Annotated in this window: 15 protein-coding genes and 2 pseudogenes; 10 read left to right on the plus strand and 7 right to left on the minus strand. The window is 43.5% G+C overall.

Annotation, left to right across the window (positions count from 1 at the left end; translation table 11 throughout):
- Positions 1 to 114: 114 nt before the first annotated feature.
- From BM122_RS07270 to BM122_RS25910, 4 genes are read left to right on the plus strand one after another with little or no spacing between them, the layout of a single operon-like run.
- Positions 115 to 360: a LexA family protein gene (locus BM122_RS07270; RefSeq protein ID WP_083398382.1), complete on the plus strand. Its 246-nt coding sequence runs from the start codon at positions 115 to 117 to the stop codon at positions 358 to 360.
- Positions 318 to 1,061: a Y-family DNA polymerase gene (locus tag BM122_RS25900; RefSeq protein ID WP_371264901.1), complete on the plus strand. Its 744-nt coding sequence runs from the start codon at positions 318 to 320 to the stop codon at positions 1,059 to 1,061. Before BM122_RS07270 ends, BM122_RS25900 begins: the two co-directional genes overlap by 43 nt.
- A gap of 2 nt (positions 1,062 to 1,063) precedes the next feature.
- The gene (locus tag BM122_RS25905) at positions 1,064 to 1,414 is read left to right on the plus strand and encodes a DinB/UmuC family translesion DNA polymerase (RefSeq protein ID WP_371264902.1); all 351 of its coding nucleotides are present in this window, start codon (positions 1,064 to 1,066) and stop codon (positions 1,412 to 1,414) included.
- An 18-nt stretch (positions 1,415 to 1,432) separates the two neighbouring features.
- On the plus strand, positions 1,433 to 1,675 hold the full coding sequence (locus BM122_RS25910) for a DUF4113 domain-containing protein (protein ID WP_371264903.1): 243 nt from the start codon (positions 1,433 to 1,435) through the stop codon (positions 1,673 to 1,675).
- Between the two features lie 53 nt (positions 1,676 to 1,728).
- On the opposite strand, the gene BM122_RS07280 is transcribed toward BM122_RS25910, so the two are convergent.
- The 6 genes and pseudogenes from BM122_RS07280 to BM122_RS07305 form a co-directional block, all read right to left on the minus strand.
- Positions 1,729 to 2,070: a transporter associated domain-containing protein gene (locus tag BM122_RS07280; protein ID WP_083398379.1), complete on the minus strand. Its 342-nt coding sequence runs from the start codon at positions 2,068 to 2,070 to the stop codon at positions 1,729 to 1,731.
- 128 nt (positions 2,071 to 2,198) lie between these two features.
- Positions 2,199 to 3,314 (minus strand): hypothetical protein, encoded by a 1,116-nt coding sequence (locus tag BM122_RS07285; RefSeq protein WP_143083351.1) that lies wholly within the window; start codon positions 3,312 to 3,314, stop codon positions 2,199 to 2,201.
- 19 nt (positions 3,315 to 3,333) lie between these two features.
- Positions 3,334 to 4,206, minus strand: coding sequence for a DUF6345 domain-containing protein (locus BM122_RS07290; protein ID WP_074904803.1), 873 nt, complete (start codon positions 4,204 to 4,206; stop codon positions 3,334 to 3,336).
- 1,567 nt (positions 4,207 to 5,773) lie between these two features.
- Positions 5,774 to 5,908, minus strand: a pseudogene (locus BM122_RS25915) (IS481 family transposase); the annotation flags it as partial.
- A 119-nt stretch (positions 5,909 to 6,027) separates the two neighbouring features.
- Complete coding sequence (locus BM122_RS07300) at positions 6,028 to 6,432, minus strand: hypothetical protein (protein WP_143083352.1); 405 nt, start codon at positions 6,430 to 6,432, stop codon at positions 6,028 to 6,030.
- A 157-nt stretch (positions 6,433 to 6,589) separates the two neighbouring features.
- The gene (locus BM122_RS07305; protein WP_074904809.1) at positions 6,590 to 6,811 is read right to left on the minus strand and encodes a hypothetical protein; all 222 of its coding nucleotides are present in this window, start codon (positions 6,809 to 6,811) and stop codon (positions 6,590 to 6,592) included.
- Between the two features lie 565 nt (positions 6,812 to 7,376).
- On the opposite strand from BM122_RS07305, the gene BM122_RS07315 reads away from it, so the two are divergent.
- On the plus strand, positions 7,377 to 7,694 hold the full coding sequence (locus BM122_RS07315) for a hypothetical protein (RefSeq protein WP_074904811.1): 318 nt from the start codon (positions 7,377 to 7,379) through the stop codon (positions 7,692 to 7,694).
- 14 nt (positions 7,695 to 7,708) lie between these two features.
- Here the strand turns inward: BM122_RS07315 and BM122_RS26530 are convergent.
- Positions 7,709 to 8,508: pseudogene (locus tag BM122_RS26530) on the minus strand (IS982 family transposase); the annotation flags it as partial.
- Positions 8,509 to 9,466: 958 nt separating this feature from the next.
- Here BM122_RS26530 and BM122_RS07325 point away from each other — a divergent pair.
- From BM122_RS07325 to BM122_RS07345, 5 genes are all read left to right on the plus strand, one after another.
- Positions 9,467 to 9,667 carry a hypothetical protein gene (locus BM122_RS07325; RefSeq protein WP_074904813.1) on the plus strand — a complete coding sequence of 67 codons (201 nt, stop codon included), beginning with the start codon at positions 9,467 to 9,469 and terminating at the stop codon, positions 9,665 to 9,667.
- 136 nt (positions 9,668 to 9,803) lie between these two features.
- Positions 9,804 to 11,660, plus strand: coding sequence for a DUF2334 domain-containing protein (locus BM122_RS07330; RefSeq protein ID WP_218152024.1), 1,857 nt, complete (start codon positions 9,804 to 9,806; stop codon positions 11,658 to 11,660).
- A 152-nt stretch (positions 11,661 to 11,812) separates the two neighbouring features.
- Complete coding sequence (locus tag BM122_RS07335; protein WP_218152025.1) at positions 11,813 to 13,507, plus strand: DUF2334 domain-containing protein; 1,695 nt, start codon at positions 11,813 to 11,815, stop codon at positions 13,505 to 13,507.
- Positions 13,508 to 13,640: 133 nt separating this feature from the next.
- A complete protein-coding gene (gene wecB, locus BM122_RS07340) occupies positions 13,641 to 14,801 on the plus strand; it encodes a non-hydrolyzing UDP-N-acetylglucosamine 2-epimerase (RefSeq protein ID WP_074904815.1) in 1,161 nt (386 codons plus the stop codon).
- A 37-nt stretch (positions 14,802 to 14,838) separates the two neighbouring features.
- On the plus strand, positions 14,839 to 16,458 hold the full coding sequence (locus BM122_RS07345; protein ID WP_074904817.1) for a glycosyl transferase family protein: 1,620 nt from the start codon (positions 14,839 to 14,841) through the stop codon (positions 16,456 to 16,458).
- Positions 16,459 to 16,523: the final 65 nt, after the last annotated feature.

Consider the following 16,523-nt stretch of genomic DNA (forward strand, 5'->3'; position numbering starts at 1 on the left):
GTGTGGGGATTACCGGGATCGCTAAACGGGGAAAGGAGTTGAAAGTGTTGGTGCAGTACAAAAAAGGAGGTGGCATCAGGGTCGCGGGTATCGATTCGTGTCATCGGTCATTCCATGACGGGTGCCCATATCCACGATGGCGATATGTTGGTGGTGGATCGCTCAGTCGAACCTAAACACGGGCATATTGTATTGGCAGTGATTAACAATGAATATACTGTCAAGCGACTGTATGCCTGCAATGGCGTGATCGAACTGCACGCTGAGAATCCAGCTTATCCCCCCATCCGTTTTCGCGAACATGAGGAATTGCAGGTGTGGGGGGTGGTAGTGGGAACAGTAGCACGCTTTATCGTGTGATCATGTCAACTGACATCACTCTCGTCAGTAGACAACTATTCGCTTTGGTAGACGTCAATAATTTTTATGTCAGTTGCGAGAGGGCTTTTAATCCGCATCTGATCAATCGACCGGTCGTAGTACTCTCCAATAACGATGGCTGTGCAGTGGCTCGTTCCAATGAAGTCAAAGCGCTCGGCGTCAAAATGGGCATGCCCTGGTTCCAGCTCAAGGATTTGGTAAGACAGCATGGCATCATCGCACTTTCATCCAACTATACGCTCTACGGCGATATGTCTGATCGGGTGATGACCATCCTGCGTGATTTTAGCCCCTATGTCGAGGTCTATTCCATCGACGAATGCTTCCTGGGTTTACAGGGGTTAGGCAAACTCTGGCCAACCGCTACGGACATGGGTCAGTCGATACGTAACCGTATCTATCAGTGGACCAGCTTGCCGGTCTGTGTGGGCTTTGGCGCCACCAAGACATTAGCCAAACTGGCCAACCATATCGCCAAGAAGCAGCCCGAATTCAACGGAGTATGTGATCTCGCCATGATGCCTTCCAGCCAATTGGATGCGCTGCTATCGGCGATTGAAGTAGGAGAAGTATGGGGAGTAGGGCGCAGAATCAGCCAGCATTTGCATGCAGCGGGTATTCACACCGTAAAAACGTTACGGATACGCCAACCGCTTGGTTGCGTGCCAGATTCGGCGTAATAATGGAACGCTTAGGTTATGAGCTACGCGGTATATCGTGTCTGGTACTGGAAGAAGTATCTGCGCCCCGGAAACAGATCATTTCCTCGCGCTCGTTTGGCCAACTCATCTATAACCTGCATGAACTCAGCGAATCCGTTGCGAGCTATATGAGCAGCGCGGCGGAAAAGTTGCGCAGTCAAAACTCGATCTGTCATGCCATCCAGGTGTTTATCCAGACCAATCCCTTCCGTGAGCAGGATAATCAATACAGTAACTGTATTACCGTACCCCTACCCAACGCCAGCAGCGATACACGCTTGTTGGTCAGGGCAGCACTATTTGGACTCAAGCGTATTTACCGCAAAGGCTAGGCTTACAAGAAAGCCGGGGTGATTCTGACAGGCATCGATCCCGTCACGGTGTACCAGGATTCATTGCTGACACAATATGGCGTGGATGAGAAATCAGCAAGACTGATGAGTGTGATGGATCAGTTGAATCAGAAGTATGGACGCAATACGGTATCGGTATTCTCTGTAGGAGGCCAGAAAACCTGGAGCATGCGACGGGAGATCATGTCGCCCTGTTACACTACAGAATGGAGTGATGTGCCTATTGCATATGCTTCATGATTGCATTAGGCTCAAATTACGATGACATAGAAGGAGCAGTCCTGTATCGTTCGTCACATTTCTTTGTGAGTGGCTAATTTAGGGATTGCCAGCACTTTATCGATGCGCAAACCATCGAGATCGATGATTTCAAAGGTCCAGTTTTCCCATTCAAATCGATCACCGGCTTGGGGAATTTTTCCCAAAAGCAGCATGATGATGCCACTTAACGTATGGTAGCGGCCGCGCTCTTCTTCTGGCACTGCATTCATCTCGAGCCGGTCTTTAAGCTCAGGAACCGGAATCAGGCCATCAAGTAACCATGAGCCGTCACGACGCGGTACTGCCCAAGATTCTTCAATTGTGTGCGGCTTGAATTCGTCAGTAATCGCTTCCATAACATCATAGAGTCTCATGATACTTTGTATTTCACCGTATCATACACATGAGTGCGTCACCCTGTTTTTTTCCGGCCTCCCTCGCCCATAGGGCGCGTAAGAAGCGGGCCGCCAAGCTTACGATCCGCTGTTTTTAGATATATATGTTATTCATTTTCCCTAGCTTTTCCCGGCTCCGCTTTTTCTGGATGTTCCATTTGATATTCTTTACCAATCTCTTGTAGACGTTTCTTGCGTTCGGATGGTATTTGCTCCCTGCCGTGCTCTACTGCAGGGTATATCTGGTGTAATACTTTGCTGACGCGATATTCATCTCTTCTATCCGAAATTGGCACGCGAGTAACATATACAAAGATATAAGCAGGTTCAAGGAATGCTACAGCATCACGTTTTGAGGGATCAAAGTAAACTAAATCGTTGGCAATAACGTTGACTTGCGAACCGGGAGGCAACTTAATGGACCGTTCAAAACGATTTCTTGCATCATTCATTCCAAGTTGCAGCGGTAGCGTTTCCCGTTCTTGACGCAAATCACGCCAAAATAAATCTAGGCCGGCTACTCTTCCACTTTTGTCAAAGACAATATTGACGCCTTCTCCCGAGACCCCTAGGCCGTTGATAGTTCGCGGTACAAAAACACGCACATCTGCGAGCTTCATCTCACTTGGTGCGTATTTGCCTTTTTCGCCCTGTTGTGCTCCTGCGGCACTCCGCTCTTTGCGAAACGATACCCGAGTAGCATCGAACAATAGCTGATCTTCTTCTATCAGCTTGGCGCTAATTAATTTGTTTAGCACATTTCTTGCCCATCTGCGCGCCTGATCTTCGGTCATTACTTTTCGATCAGCATCCTTATCCGATAGCTCGTTGTACAGTCTTGTGTCGCGGAACTTAACCATACCGGAAGGGATATATAGTTTGAAACGATAGCGCTCGTCTTTTACACGTATGATCTCCTTGTTTTCATCCGTTTTAACTATCATTTGATCATTGCTCATCTTTATATCAAGCGCAGTTCTTAAGCTCTCTATTTTTCGTTTACCGGCGACCATTCTTTCGTGCTCGCTTTTATAGATCGGTACAACCATGTATATCTTATTTGATACTTCACCTAATGCTAGTGGTCGTTCATATTGATAGTTAAATTTAACTTCAGCTTTGCCCGGTTCTAGTGCAAATACGAAATTAGTGGAAGTTAAAACCAGCGTCACACCAAACGATATCAAGATTCGAGTCCAGTTCCTTAATAATTGAGTTTTCATGATAGTCCTCGGTACCTTATTAACAAGAGCCGTTATCTATGAACGACCAGTGGTAATGGCCATCCCAGCCGGAAGGCGGATCAGCTCTTGGGCTGCGCATGGTTTCATTATTGTGACGGTCACTAGAGTCACTGGAGTTAGCGCCAAACGTAATTACCATTGGTGAGTTGCTACACCACCATAGAAAACAATTCTCTCCGGCATCAAGCCATGCGGATCGATTTGAGTCGCCATCATCGATGTTTTCAATGAACTCTTCGAGCCGATCATCGGCATCGTCCGGAGAATTATGGAATGCCAATCCTTGATGCGAACGCATCAATATACCGGGGCCCCAGTTTTGCCAGACTTGAGCCAGTTCGCCTTCAATTGCGCTACAGCTTGCGTCCATCACCACGTATTCATTGTCTCCGTCATTGCCAAATCCATCGTTAGTTTGCTCGCCCATTTTGATGCTAGACGGGGAAGTTGCATTACAAACGTCGTTATGGCGGTGTCCCATTGCGATATCCCAGCTACCATTGGGTTCATTAGTGGCCCCAGTTCCGTGGCCGGACCAAACAGAAATATCTGCCTTACCAACCTTATCCATATACGAAGAGTCTAGCCCACCGTTCACCGTAGCGGTTTCTTGCCAGTCCTGCGGCCAAGCGTTAGATCCTTTAAAATACCAACCTTGAACCCAACCTCCTAACGAGTTCATCTCAGAAATCATCCCATCGGTGTTATCACAAGAGTTTGGCAAGTTACTCCCGCCACATTGACTATAATCTTCATCACATTCAACGGCCCATTCACGAGCGGACGCATCATATGCGAGTAACGAGATGAGCACGACAGAACTTAGCAAGCGAACTACTGAGAAATTCTTGGTAGCGAGATTTATTTTCATGATTTACTCCATCGTTAAATGATTACCAATACGTATAACATGCCTGGTTCAACTTAAAACTGAAGGAGAAGCTTTGATTGTTTCAGAAAAACTTATAGTCTCAGAAAGAGCTATATAAGATAGTTCTAGAACGAATATACACCGAGTCAACCTAGATTTATATAGAATATTTACGAATTTCATAAGCATATCGAAACTTTATTAGCGGATGGCAATGCTCCGACACAAATCGATTAAATGGAAACAGATCGTTAATAAGAAAAAGGAGTATCTCTTCATCAGCATAGCGCAAGAGATGCGATCAAGAAAATTCTCCAAGAAGATTAATCCAGCAGAAATGACAGATGGAGTTTGAGCAGGGCTAAAACTGATGTGGCTTATATGGTTTGCTTTCGCACAAACTAGTATAGATCATCTTTGGAAAGAACGATTCGTTTGTTGAGAATCAAAAGGGCGGCCGACTCCCGGATATCGTGGTAGCACGCACACATTGAAACCGATGATGAGATACCACTTCCCACTCCATGAATCGAGCTGTTTCCTCCGCTTACCAATGCTGAAAATAAACCATTTGATTAGTCCACGCGTAATTCATTGATTTATATGCTATAAAAATAAGAGCTTGTGGACTTCGTTCTCAAATGATGGGGAGGGTAGGAGAGAATAATAGGCAAAGAGAGAAAAATTGAGCTGATTTAACGGATTTCTTGAAACCTCGAAGTCCGCAATAATCCGCAGGAACCCGCGCAAACACGCGAGAGTAGGCACAAAAAAACCAACCGGATGAAGGGTTGGTTTTTGGTATTGGTGGTGGGGTGGAAGCCTGCGTCAAACCATGTTATATCAACGCGTTCGGGGCAGCGCTAACTGCTGCGGAAAGATACATAAATCCCTTGGTTGGCCATTATCTAATTAGGAATTTGATCATTTTATTTCCATAAATTGAGTAAAAACTACCGCCAATAGACGGTGACCTTGACTTTAAATGTATGATCCATGTTCTCTGGGTCTATCCCCGCAGGCGCGGCGGAACCTGCTCCGCCAATATATGAGGTATAAGTATCTGATAAATATGCATATAATAATTGATTGCTTTGCTCGGTTCTTGCTCCTGTTCTTACCCTAGAAAATTCTACTCACTCCAAAAAGCATTTTCCTAATCAATTTATGGAGAATGCATTATGGAGGAAACCATCACAGCAACACCAGCAAATGAATCAACCCATAAACCAATGACGCCAGTATAAGCAAAGGACATTGATAGCTTAATTAATTCCATCATGGAAGAGATTAGCCATGTTAGATAATTAAGCTTAGCATCGTTAATCAAACCATTTGCAGAAGCACAGCCGGCAGTAAAAATTGATTGTAATCTTGCCGAAGCACTGGATATGTTCACCAAGGAAATTTATTTTTAGGAATAAAAATTCTTCTGGAATGTACTAAAAAATCAAATACATGGCTTGCTGAGGCATTAGCAGAAAGAGAGGATTTTGATGAGATAATGGGACTTGCAGAAAGCAAAGATTAAACAACAAGCCTGCCAGCCCTTAAAGGTGTGGTGCATGTCTTTTACTAGCTGTTCTCTCGAATAAATCGCACAATCTGAAACTTTGCAGGCACGTGAAACATTGCCAAGCTCGTCAGCCAGATTAAGCAGACCAAGCTTGTGTTTGATAACATTATGTTGAACACTACTCATGGGATTACTCCTTTACGCTTTCGCGTTTGATTGATAAAGATCTGCACCTTTATCAAACCGAGTATCCCCCTTTTGGCAAGACATTCTTGTCAGATCAAGTCTGAACTACTACAGATAACTTACCCACGCGTCGTCCAATTAATCGCCGTGATATTGCCAGTGCCTAGGAATTTCTTGTTGTAGTATTTTGGTGATGAACTCATCAGGCTCAAGTCGTACTTTTCGCCGGAGCTTAAGTTGAAGGTCAGTTTAAGGCAGCCCGACCCCAGTCCCTGAGGTCCCCTTCCATAGACATAAATCACTTTATTGCTTGCGATTCCCAGATAGTTCCTGAAGATAATCGACTGGACGTAAGCGCCATTTTTACCAACGATAATCTCGGACAGGTTTGCATTACTGTTGATCGATACCTGAGAGTCTGGTGTCATGTGACCTTCGGCCATGCCAATCATTTCCCCTTCATCCTGAGTATTAAAGTTAGATACCGGTAAGTTACTGCTACCACAGCCGGTTAGATTGCTCATGATATGGCATAACCAGTTAAAAATGATTTGGCATGTAAAGAATATGGAGAACATACCGACGGTTCGTTTTTATTGTTTACTCTTTGTTTTGGTTTACGCTTATTTGTGCTCGATGAAAAAATGAGAATAATCTTTGAATCATTTACAACCGGTTTGTCTATAGTGCAAATAAAGCTTGGTTTGTAATTTCAATTAATGGCCCATTATCAGCAGCTTTTCTTATCATCAGGATACTTTTTACAATCTTATAGCTCTCTTCTTTAGTCCCTAACTTTGGGTGCAAATCAAGAAGGACGCGAAGAATAGCATTTACATCTGTAAATTGAATACTGAATGGATAGAACAGGAGACAAAGCCTGCCCAAGCGAACGATTTCCATAGTAAAAAACCATAGATTTAACCTCTCCTAACTGAAATTGATACTAGCCATAAAAAAGAAAACCCCACCGAATCAGCTAAAATCCGACGGGGCTTCTAGCACTTTTTTAAATTTTAGAATGATTCATGACAAATGCATCATGAAATACTCTAAACGGCTTTTATTTTTGAAACTTTAGGAATAGAAAGAGGAGTGAAGTGGTACCCAAAAACTGTACAGGTTGTTAAGCTCTGGCAGAATTAAAAAGGAGCTTAATGAGGATGAGTAAAAAGCGCACACAATACTCGAGTGAATTCAAAGCAAAACTAGCGCTGGAAGCAATACGTGGCGATGAAACTGTCACAAATTAATTAGCAGCGCGCTATAATGTACATCCAACACAGATCAATAGCTGAAAACGGCAGCTCATTGAGCAAGCTGCCGAGTTATTTTCTAAAGATAATACTGCCTCTAATAAGCAGCGACATACAACAGATGACCTGCACCGGGTTATTGGTCAATTGACGGTAGAACGCGATTTTTTAGCGAGAAAGCTCAATCATTAATTCTTGTAGAACGCAAAGAGATGATTGAGCCCCATGGAAGTCTTAGTCAGGTTCGTCAATGCCAATTGTTGAATCTGGCACGTTCTACCTATTACTATCAACCGCAACTGATCAGTAATGCTGATCTCGTTCTGTTGCGTATGATGGATGAGCAATACCTGAAAACACTAAAATCAGGCTCACGCAGTTATGCTACCTGGTTTCAGCGCCAGGACATCATGTTAGGGCGCAAGAAAGCTTCTTCCTTAATGAAAACACTCGGTATTGTCAGCATAGCTCCAAAACCCAGGACCAGCATCTCAAGCAAACAGCATAAGGTTTATCTCTATTTAACGTGAGTTCGACATAAAGATCACGCTACCACAGCTGGGAGAGCTTGAGGGAGTCTGATATTAAGCGAGGGTTTCTTCTCGCGAAAGGTGTAAGCCACCAGCCCGGCTATCAGATTAACAAAAAAAGTTAACTGGGCTGCGATGACGTGAATGCTCGATTTGCGAGATATTCTTCAATTGGTCATTGACGCTCTCAATGATCGTGCGTTTACGTAACAGAATTTTGTCAAACAGCGGCAACAGCTTGTTTTTCATGTTCTTGCGTACCCTGGTAGCAAGCTGCTCGCTTTGCTCCCAAAGTTGCTCAAAGAGCGGCTGCGAGAGGTGGCTTCAGTCATTAAAGAGTTTCCCAAACGAAGAGCGCGCCAGTTCCGGTAACGAATCACGATCATCAATATTAGCCGCCGTGATTTTTTATTGCCAATAATTCCCCTTGATCATTGGTAACTAAGTGTAGCTTGAACCCATAAAACCAATCTGCACTGGCCGAGCAGCAAACTCTGCCATTACTTTATGCGACGCAATGCGGTGATTGTGACACATACTGATCTTGATTAAATCAATGAAGCTGATCCTACTGCATTGCCCAAAGCGGCTGATTAGAAAATTAGCACAAAGGCACCAGATTACCTCGCAATAGCTCAACAAAGCGGTTGTAGCTCACCAGCCCTGGAAAATAACACCGCTGATACCTCAACACATAATTCAGGTAATAATGTTGAAACGTCCCGTGACCGGACAGATGGAATCCCACCATGATGCTCATGACTTCACTTAGACACAGTTCCCCTTGTCAATTACGCCCTTTTAGTGATGACTCCGACCTCTTTAATGATGAAACTCTTTTTGAAAGTGCTTTCACCATGAAGAATTCAGATTTCTTTTGCTACCTTTCTTATGTCGAACTCACGTTATTTAAGTTTTGAATAAAATTCTGTCGAAAAATTTTACACTTTGATTAAGCGATATATTCAACAAATCGATATTTTTAATTCTCAACCTTTTTTTCTGTTTTTTATTTTCAGCTTTCTACATTATTGAGCAACTTAACCTAATTTTGGAATTTTCTGTCAGCACAAGAATGAGGAAGTAATGAAATTTTTTAACTATTTATTTGCGTGATTGTGTTGGGATTGCATATTTTTAGCATCTCTGTTTTTCGTTTGGCTTTAGGGAGAATTGAAAAACTGTAGCCGATGATAGGTAAAAACGGGCGAAAAGCAAGTCTATACTTGATAAATAAGCATTTTGAATCTATTTTTAACACCTCAGCGGCAATGTAATTTTTTTACAGCCTACTAGTTAATGCGGACACTTCTATTGACTGTCCGGCCGACTAGCTTCATCTGCTTAACTCGATCGCTCATATTGTGGTCATCCTACTACAGTAACATTCTCACAAGCACATTTTGCTGCTCACGCCAATGCATTAATACCAATGCATTATTACTTGATTCCTTGCTCTCCTTTACTCATTTACCCGGATTCACTTGTTATCCGAAACTCGATCTTTTGTGCCACATCGAGAATATTATTTCTTCCTGAGCACAGCAAAATTATGTCGAAGAATTTTACACTTCAATCCGATGCTATCCTTTGTTTATTTGCAACTTAATGATTATTAATTAGTAATATGAGTTGGCATAGACCATGCTTTATATTTAACTAATCCAGTTTACGCCTTTGTTATCTTCGAAGGTAATGGAGGGGATAAGAAATTGCAGAAATTAGGTGCTTCAACTTCATGGGATATTATGTGAGCTGAGAGGGGAGTATTTATGACAGAGAATTGGAGATTAGCAGGGGATCTGTTTGTCACAGTGGCAATGTGGCTATCATTAATGATGGCGCCGCCTGCATTAGCCGATAATGCAGGCAAATTGAAAGTATTGCTTATTTCGACTAGAGATGAAACCCAAGAGCTGGGACTCAGCTATACCTCGCCTGCTTTAAACTTTTGCAGCCAAATAACTTCCTAAATTGGAGCACTGAAGAAACTCGGTTTCAAAAAAACAACAGCTTGTGGCAGTAAAAAAAGAAGAGTTGCGCAAGTTAATCGCAATCTCAAAATTAAGTTATTAGTCATCACATATATCACATATATTGGAGGTAATGATGAAAAAACACGATTCCCAGCATCACATAGGATTGTTTTGGGTGATTATGTTGAGCATTTTCTGGCTTGTGGCAGCCACTTCCATCAATGCTCAGACCGTGACTAATCCTGGCCAAGGTCAAGGCAATGACATTAGTCAAGGTAAAAATGAGAATACTGCTCATCCAGGTAAAGGTAATAAAAATAGTAGCAAACACGATTTGGAAAACATTCGGAATCTGGGAATAGTGCCTTCTCCTCCGCGGCCACCAAAAACAAAACCAGACGAACCTAAAAAACCTCAAAAAGTTGTGCCAGCTGAAGATACGATTAGAGGTGCTCAGTCTCTAGGCTTGGATTTACCAGGCAACCAGGCATCACTGATGACTACTCTTGCCGAAGTCCCAAACAACTCAGTTAACACCCTGATTCTCTATGACACCAGTGGACAGTGGGGTTTTCTAGGTGAGCTCTACGCTCAGATGGCTGCCAACCTTGTGTCCCATTTCGGGACCTGGCAGGCGCATCCGGTAGGCACGTACACGGCTGGTGAGATGAACAGCTATAGTGCGGTGATTTACATCGGATCAACCTATGATGAACCCCTGCCTGCTGCCTTCCTTACTGACACGCTGGCCGGAACGACCCCGGTTATGTGGATGTATGACAATATCTGGCAGCTAACGGCATATTCCAGCAACTTCGAAGCGGCCTACGGATGGAATTGGGCTGGGTTCGATTTCAATCCGGTGGGGGCCATCAAATATAAACTGACCGATCTGACCCGAAACACGACAAACCAGGGAGGGATGATGACCTTTGCCAGTGCCGATCCAGCTCGGGTTCAGGTTCCAGCGCTGGCATTGAGAGCGGATGGAACCAGCTTTCCCTGGGCGGTGCGTTCCTTGAATTTAACTTATATCGGTGAGATTCCATTCGCATACATGGATCATAATGACCGCTATCTCGTTCTGGCTGACATGTTGTTCGATCTGTTGGCCCCTGCCACGGCCGAACGGCATCGAGCATTGGTTAGAATCGAAGATGTGGGGCCTGATGCTGATCCCCAGGAGCTTAGACAGATTGCCCAGGCGCTGTCTAATCGCAAAGTTCCGTTTGCGGTGGCTGTGTATACCCGTTACGAAGACCCTCATGGCGTATTAAATAACGGCGTGCCTGAGGCCTTCAATCTTGCGGACAGGCCCGATGTGGTCGATGCTTTGAAATTCATGCAATCCAAGGGTGGCACCCTGCTTATGCACGGCTATACCCATCAGTTTGAAAACTTGAATAATCCTTACGATGGCGTGAGTGGGAACGACTTTGAATTCTACACCGCCCACGTGGATGCCAATAATTCGGTTATCTATGACGGACCGGTACCAGGCGATTCCCAGGCGTGGGCAGCTAACCGTATCGCTCTGTCTGAAGCGGCATTTAAAGCGGCCGGGTTGGCAGTTCCAACAATCTTTGAGTTTCCGCATTATGCCGGTTCGGTGGCCGACTACACGGCGGTACAGGAGCGGTTTGGGATACGTTACGATCGTGGTTTGTATTTCCCGGGTAATCTCAGCCACCAACCTATCGACTACAGCCGGCTTGCTGGGCAGTTTTTCCCTTATCCCGTGAAAGATATATATGGCAGTGTGGTCATGCCAGAGAACCTCGGAAATATTGAACCTGAACCATTTAACAATCATCCGGCTCGACTTCCGACAGATCTGCTTGCTACCGGTCGAGCCAACCTTGTCATTCGTGATGGATTTGCCAGCTTCTTCTACCACCCATATTTGGGGCAGCAAATGCTTATCCAAGTGGTGGACGGGCTCAAGCAGCAAGGCTACACATTTGTCACCGTAGATAGCCTCAAGCCATAGGAGCCAAAATCTTTATATAAAGACCTCTGCATAACTATGTTTCTAAAGTTTTTTTGTGTATGTGCTACTCATAAAATAACTTACTTAAAAATACTTAACTATCCAAAAAGCCAGTTATGCAGGGGTCTCATATATCAAATATGATAGATTTAATGATGAAAAAACAAAATTTTCTGTATCGCTCAGGGTTGTTTTGGATGGTTATGTTGAGCATTTTCTGGCTTGTGGTTGCCACTTCCATCAATGCTCAGACTGTGATTAATCCTGATCAAGAAAAAGTTGTGCCGGCTGAAGATACGCTTAGAGGTGCTCAGTCTCTAGGTTTGGATTTACCAGGCCACCATACATCACTGATGACCAGGCTTGCCGAAGCCCCGAACAATCCGGTAAACGTCCTGATTCTGTATGATACTAGCGGACCCGAGGGTTTCTTAGGTGAACTATACGCTCAGATGACTGCCAACCTTGTGTCCCATTTCGGGACATGGCAGGCTCATCCGGTCGGTGCATACACGGCCGGAGAGATGAGCAGTTATAGCGCAGTGATTTATATCGGATCAACCTTAAACGAACCCCTGCCCGCTGCCTTTCTTACTGACACGCTGGCTGGCACGACCCAGGTTGTATGGATGTCTAACAATATCTCGCAGTTATCGGCATATTCCAGTGATTTCCAGGGAGTCTACGGATGGAGCTGGGCCGGGTTCGACTTCGGTCCGGTCGGGACCGTCAAATATAAACAGACCGATCTGACCCGAGACACGACAAATCCGAGGGGGATTATGACCTTCGCCAATGTTGATCCAACTCGGGTTCAAATTCTGGCCATGGCGTTTAGAACGGATGGGAGCAGCTTTCCCTGGGCGGTACATTCCTTGAATTTAAGTTATATCGGAGAGATTCCATTCGCATTCATGGATCATAATGACCGCTATCTCGTTCTGGCCGACTTGTTGTTCGACCTGCTGGCCCCTGCTACGGTCGAACGGCATCGAGCACTTGTTAGAATCGAAGACGTGGGGCCTGATGCTGATCCCCAGGAACTAAGGACGATTGCCGAGGAGTTGTCTAATCGCAGCGTTCCGTTTGCGGTGGCCGTCTATCCTCGTTATGAAAACCCAAATGGCATAAATAACAATGGCGTGCCTGAAGCCTACAATCTTGCTGAAAAGCCCGATGTGGTCGATGCTTTGAAATTTATGTTATCCAAAGGCGGCATCCTGCTTATGCACGGCTATACACATCAGTTTGAACACCTAAACAATCCCTACGATGGCGTGAGTTCGAACGACTTTGAATTCTACACCGCCCACGTGGATGCCAATAATTCGGTTATTTATGACGGACCAGTACCAGGTGATTCCCAGGCTTGGGCCGCTAACCGTATCGCTCTGGCTGAAGCTGCATTTGTAGCGGCCGGGTTGCCCGTTCCGGAAATCTTTGAGTTTCCGCATTATGCTGGTTCCGTGCCCGACTATACGGCAGTACAGGAGCGGTTTGGGATACGCTATGATCGCGGTTTGTACTTCCCGGGTTACCTCAGTCACCAGCCCATCGACTACAACCAGTTTGCTGGGCAGTTTTTCCCTTATGTAGTCAAAGATGTATATGGCAGTTGGGTTGCTCCAGAGAACCTCGGAAATATCCAATCTGAATCATATAATAATCACCCGACTCGATCTCCGGCAGATCTGCTTGCTACCGCTCGAGCCAATCTTGTCGTTCGCGATGGATTTGCCAGCTTCTTCTACCATCCAAAGCTGGGGAAGGATATGCTTATTGAAGTGGTGGACGGGATCAAGCAACTAGGCTACACATTTGTCACTCTAGCCAGCCTTAAACCATAGGGGCTCAGCCCTTATCTCTGCCTTCTTAATAATATTGCTCACACGAATTTTACACATAAGGGTTGAGGAACGACTTGCGTAAAGTTGCGAAGATTTTTTAGGCAAGAATTAATTAAAATTATCTGGAGAATCAATGGTTAAAAAGAAAATAGCATTAATTATGGGGACACGTCCTGAAGCCATCAAAATGGCTCCTATCGTATATGCTCTTAAACAGCGATCCAATGATATTGATACTGTGGTAATTGCAACAGCCCAGCATCGGCAGATGCTTGATCAGGTTTTATCTTTGTTTAATATTGTTCCGGACATAGATCTAGATTTGATGAGGCCCAATCAGAGTTTGAATGATTTGACCTGCAGCGTGCTGCAATTGATGCAAAAAACTCTTGAAGATGTAAAGCTGGATTTGTTGATGGTTCAAGGGGATACAACCACTGTCTTCGCAGCTTCAGTGGCAGCATTTTATCTAAAAATACCTGTTGCACATGTTGAAGCAGGATTGCGCAGTCATGATTTGTACAACCCATTTCCGGAGGAAGCAAATCGTCGGCTAACTTCTGTATTGGCTCAAATTCATTTAGCACCTACTCCATTAGCAAAAGAGAAATTATTGAATGAAGGTGCCAACGAAGAAAATATTTTTGTGACGGGGAATACAGTGGTTGATGCCATGTCAACACTGCTTGACGTACCATTCTCCTTTCAAGGTTCTCCTATCGAAAATTTACCTCTGAGTCAGCACCGGGTCATTTTAGTAACGTCACATAGAAGAGAGTCGCACGGGGAAGATCTCAAGAATACTTGCTTGGCGTTAAAAGAAATCGTTCAACGTTTTCAAGATGTCATGGTCATTTATCCCGTTCATTTAAACCCAAATGTCAGGAAAACGGTTATGGAAATTCTGTCTGATGTTGAACGTATCGCATTGACAGAACCGGTTGATTACCTGTGTTTCTTGAACTTGATGCGAAATGCTTATCTCATTGTTACCGATTCTGGTGGTGTTCAGGAAGAGGCACCGACACTTAAAAAGCCGCTATTAGTATTAAGAAAACTGACAGAAAGACCAGAAGCTTTTAACGCAGGGTTATCAAAAATTATCGGTACATCAACACAAAAAATTGTTGATGAAATCAGCCTGTTATTAACTGATGACAAGGCATATCAAGCAATGATTGGCATTAATCCATTTGGTGATGGAAAAGCGTCCGAACGAATCGCTGAATTGGTCTGCAGATGGGCAAAAAATCAAAAGCCTCTATTGCCATCTGAGAATGAGTTTAAAGGCTGAACTATAACATAATATTTATAAGAGGTTTTATATAAAAATGGATAATATTCCTTATCTTCTCGTTGTCATGCAAATGTTGATGGCATTTGTATGTATTGTTTTTTTTATTAGTGGCCTTGATGATCTGTTCATTGATTTATATTTCTGGGTTAGGCGTTTTTATCGCAAATTTTTTGTGATGACAAAATATCAGCCATTAACAGAACAGCAGATATTAGATAAGCCGGAACAATTTATTGCCATTATGCTGCCAGCCTGGGATGAGTCGGCAGTTATCGGTCAGATGCTTAGGAACACGATCAAGTCCATCAACTACACTAATTATCATATTTTTGTTGGGGTTTACCCAAATGATCCGAAAACCAGAGCAGAAGTTGAGAAAGTCATGGTTGAAAGTGAACATGTTCATCTTTGCATCACGGGAGATGATGGGCCGACCAACAAGGCGGATTGCCTTAACTGGATTTGTAATGGAATCAGAAAATTTGAGCAAAAAAATAATATTGAATTTGCCTGCTATATCATGCAGGACTGTGAAGATGTAATACATCCATTATGTTACAAACTGTTTAATTATTTGTTCCCAAAAGCAGATATGGTGCAACTGCCAGTATTATCATTACCCCGTAAATGGTATGAATTTACTGGTGCACACTATCAAGACGAATTTGCTCAACTGCATTACAAAGATTTACCAGTGAGAGAATCTATTACTAGGAGCATTCCAGCGGCTGGCGTTGGTGTTGCTTTTAGCCGGAAAGCTATTAATGTTGTTGCCAATAATAATAATAATCAGATTTTTAGTACCAATTCTCTAACAGAGGACTATGATTTCGGATTCAAGCTCAGAGAATATAATTTAAAACAAATGTTTGTCCGTTTGTTTGTGGATAGAACCATAACCAAGAAGTCTCTTATTACAGGAAAAAAGAAGCAAGTTAAAGTTAAGGAGTTGGTTTGTATCAAAGAATTCTTTCCAAACATTTTTTGGGCTTCAGTGCGGCAAAAATCACGGTGGGTGCTCGGTATAGGTTTGCAAGGCTGGGCGAATTTGGGATGGAAAGGACCATTATCCATCAAATATATTTTGTATCGGGATCGGAAAGCTCTTATAACTAATTTAATTAATTTACTCGGTTATATTATTGTCTTGGTTGTTGTCTCAATCTGGATAATAATCAGTTTGGATCCCAATTCTTACCAATACCCTCCCTTGGTCGAGGAAGGGACATTTTTATGGTACCTGATTGCAATCAATGCTTTTTTTCTGGTGCTTAGAATTTTTCACCGGGGCTACTGTGTTAAGCAACTTCATGGTTGGACTCAGGCTTTTCTTTCTTTTCCAAGAATGGTGTGGGGCAATGTGATTAATTTTTTTGCGACTACCAGGGCTTTGTCACAATATATGACGTATTTAAGAACCAAAAAAACAATTGGCTGGGATAAAACTGATCATGTTTATCCAGAAGATAATGCTCTGAATGTATTTAAACCGAAATTAGGAGAGTTCTTGGTTGGCGCAGGAATTATTACAAAAGAGCAGCTAGATAATGCGTTAACAAAGCAAATAGAACAGCCTCGCTTATTAGGTGACCTTTTGAGTGAGCTGGGATATGTACAAAAAGTTCAGCTGGAATCGATCATTGAAAATATGTAACCAAATTTTATTACTCGTATTAAAGAAGATGATGCAAAGATAGGATTTATACTTGCTAAACCATA

This window comes from Nitrosomonas communis, assembly GCF_900114745.1.
GTDB classification, from domain to species: Bacteria; Pseudomonadota; Gammaproteobacteria; order Burkholderiales; family Nitrosomonadaceae; genus Nitrosomonas; species Nitrosomonas communis_A.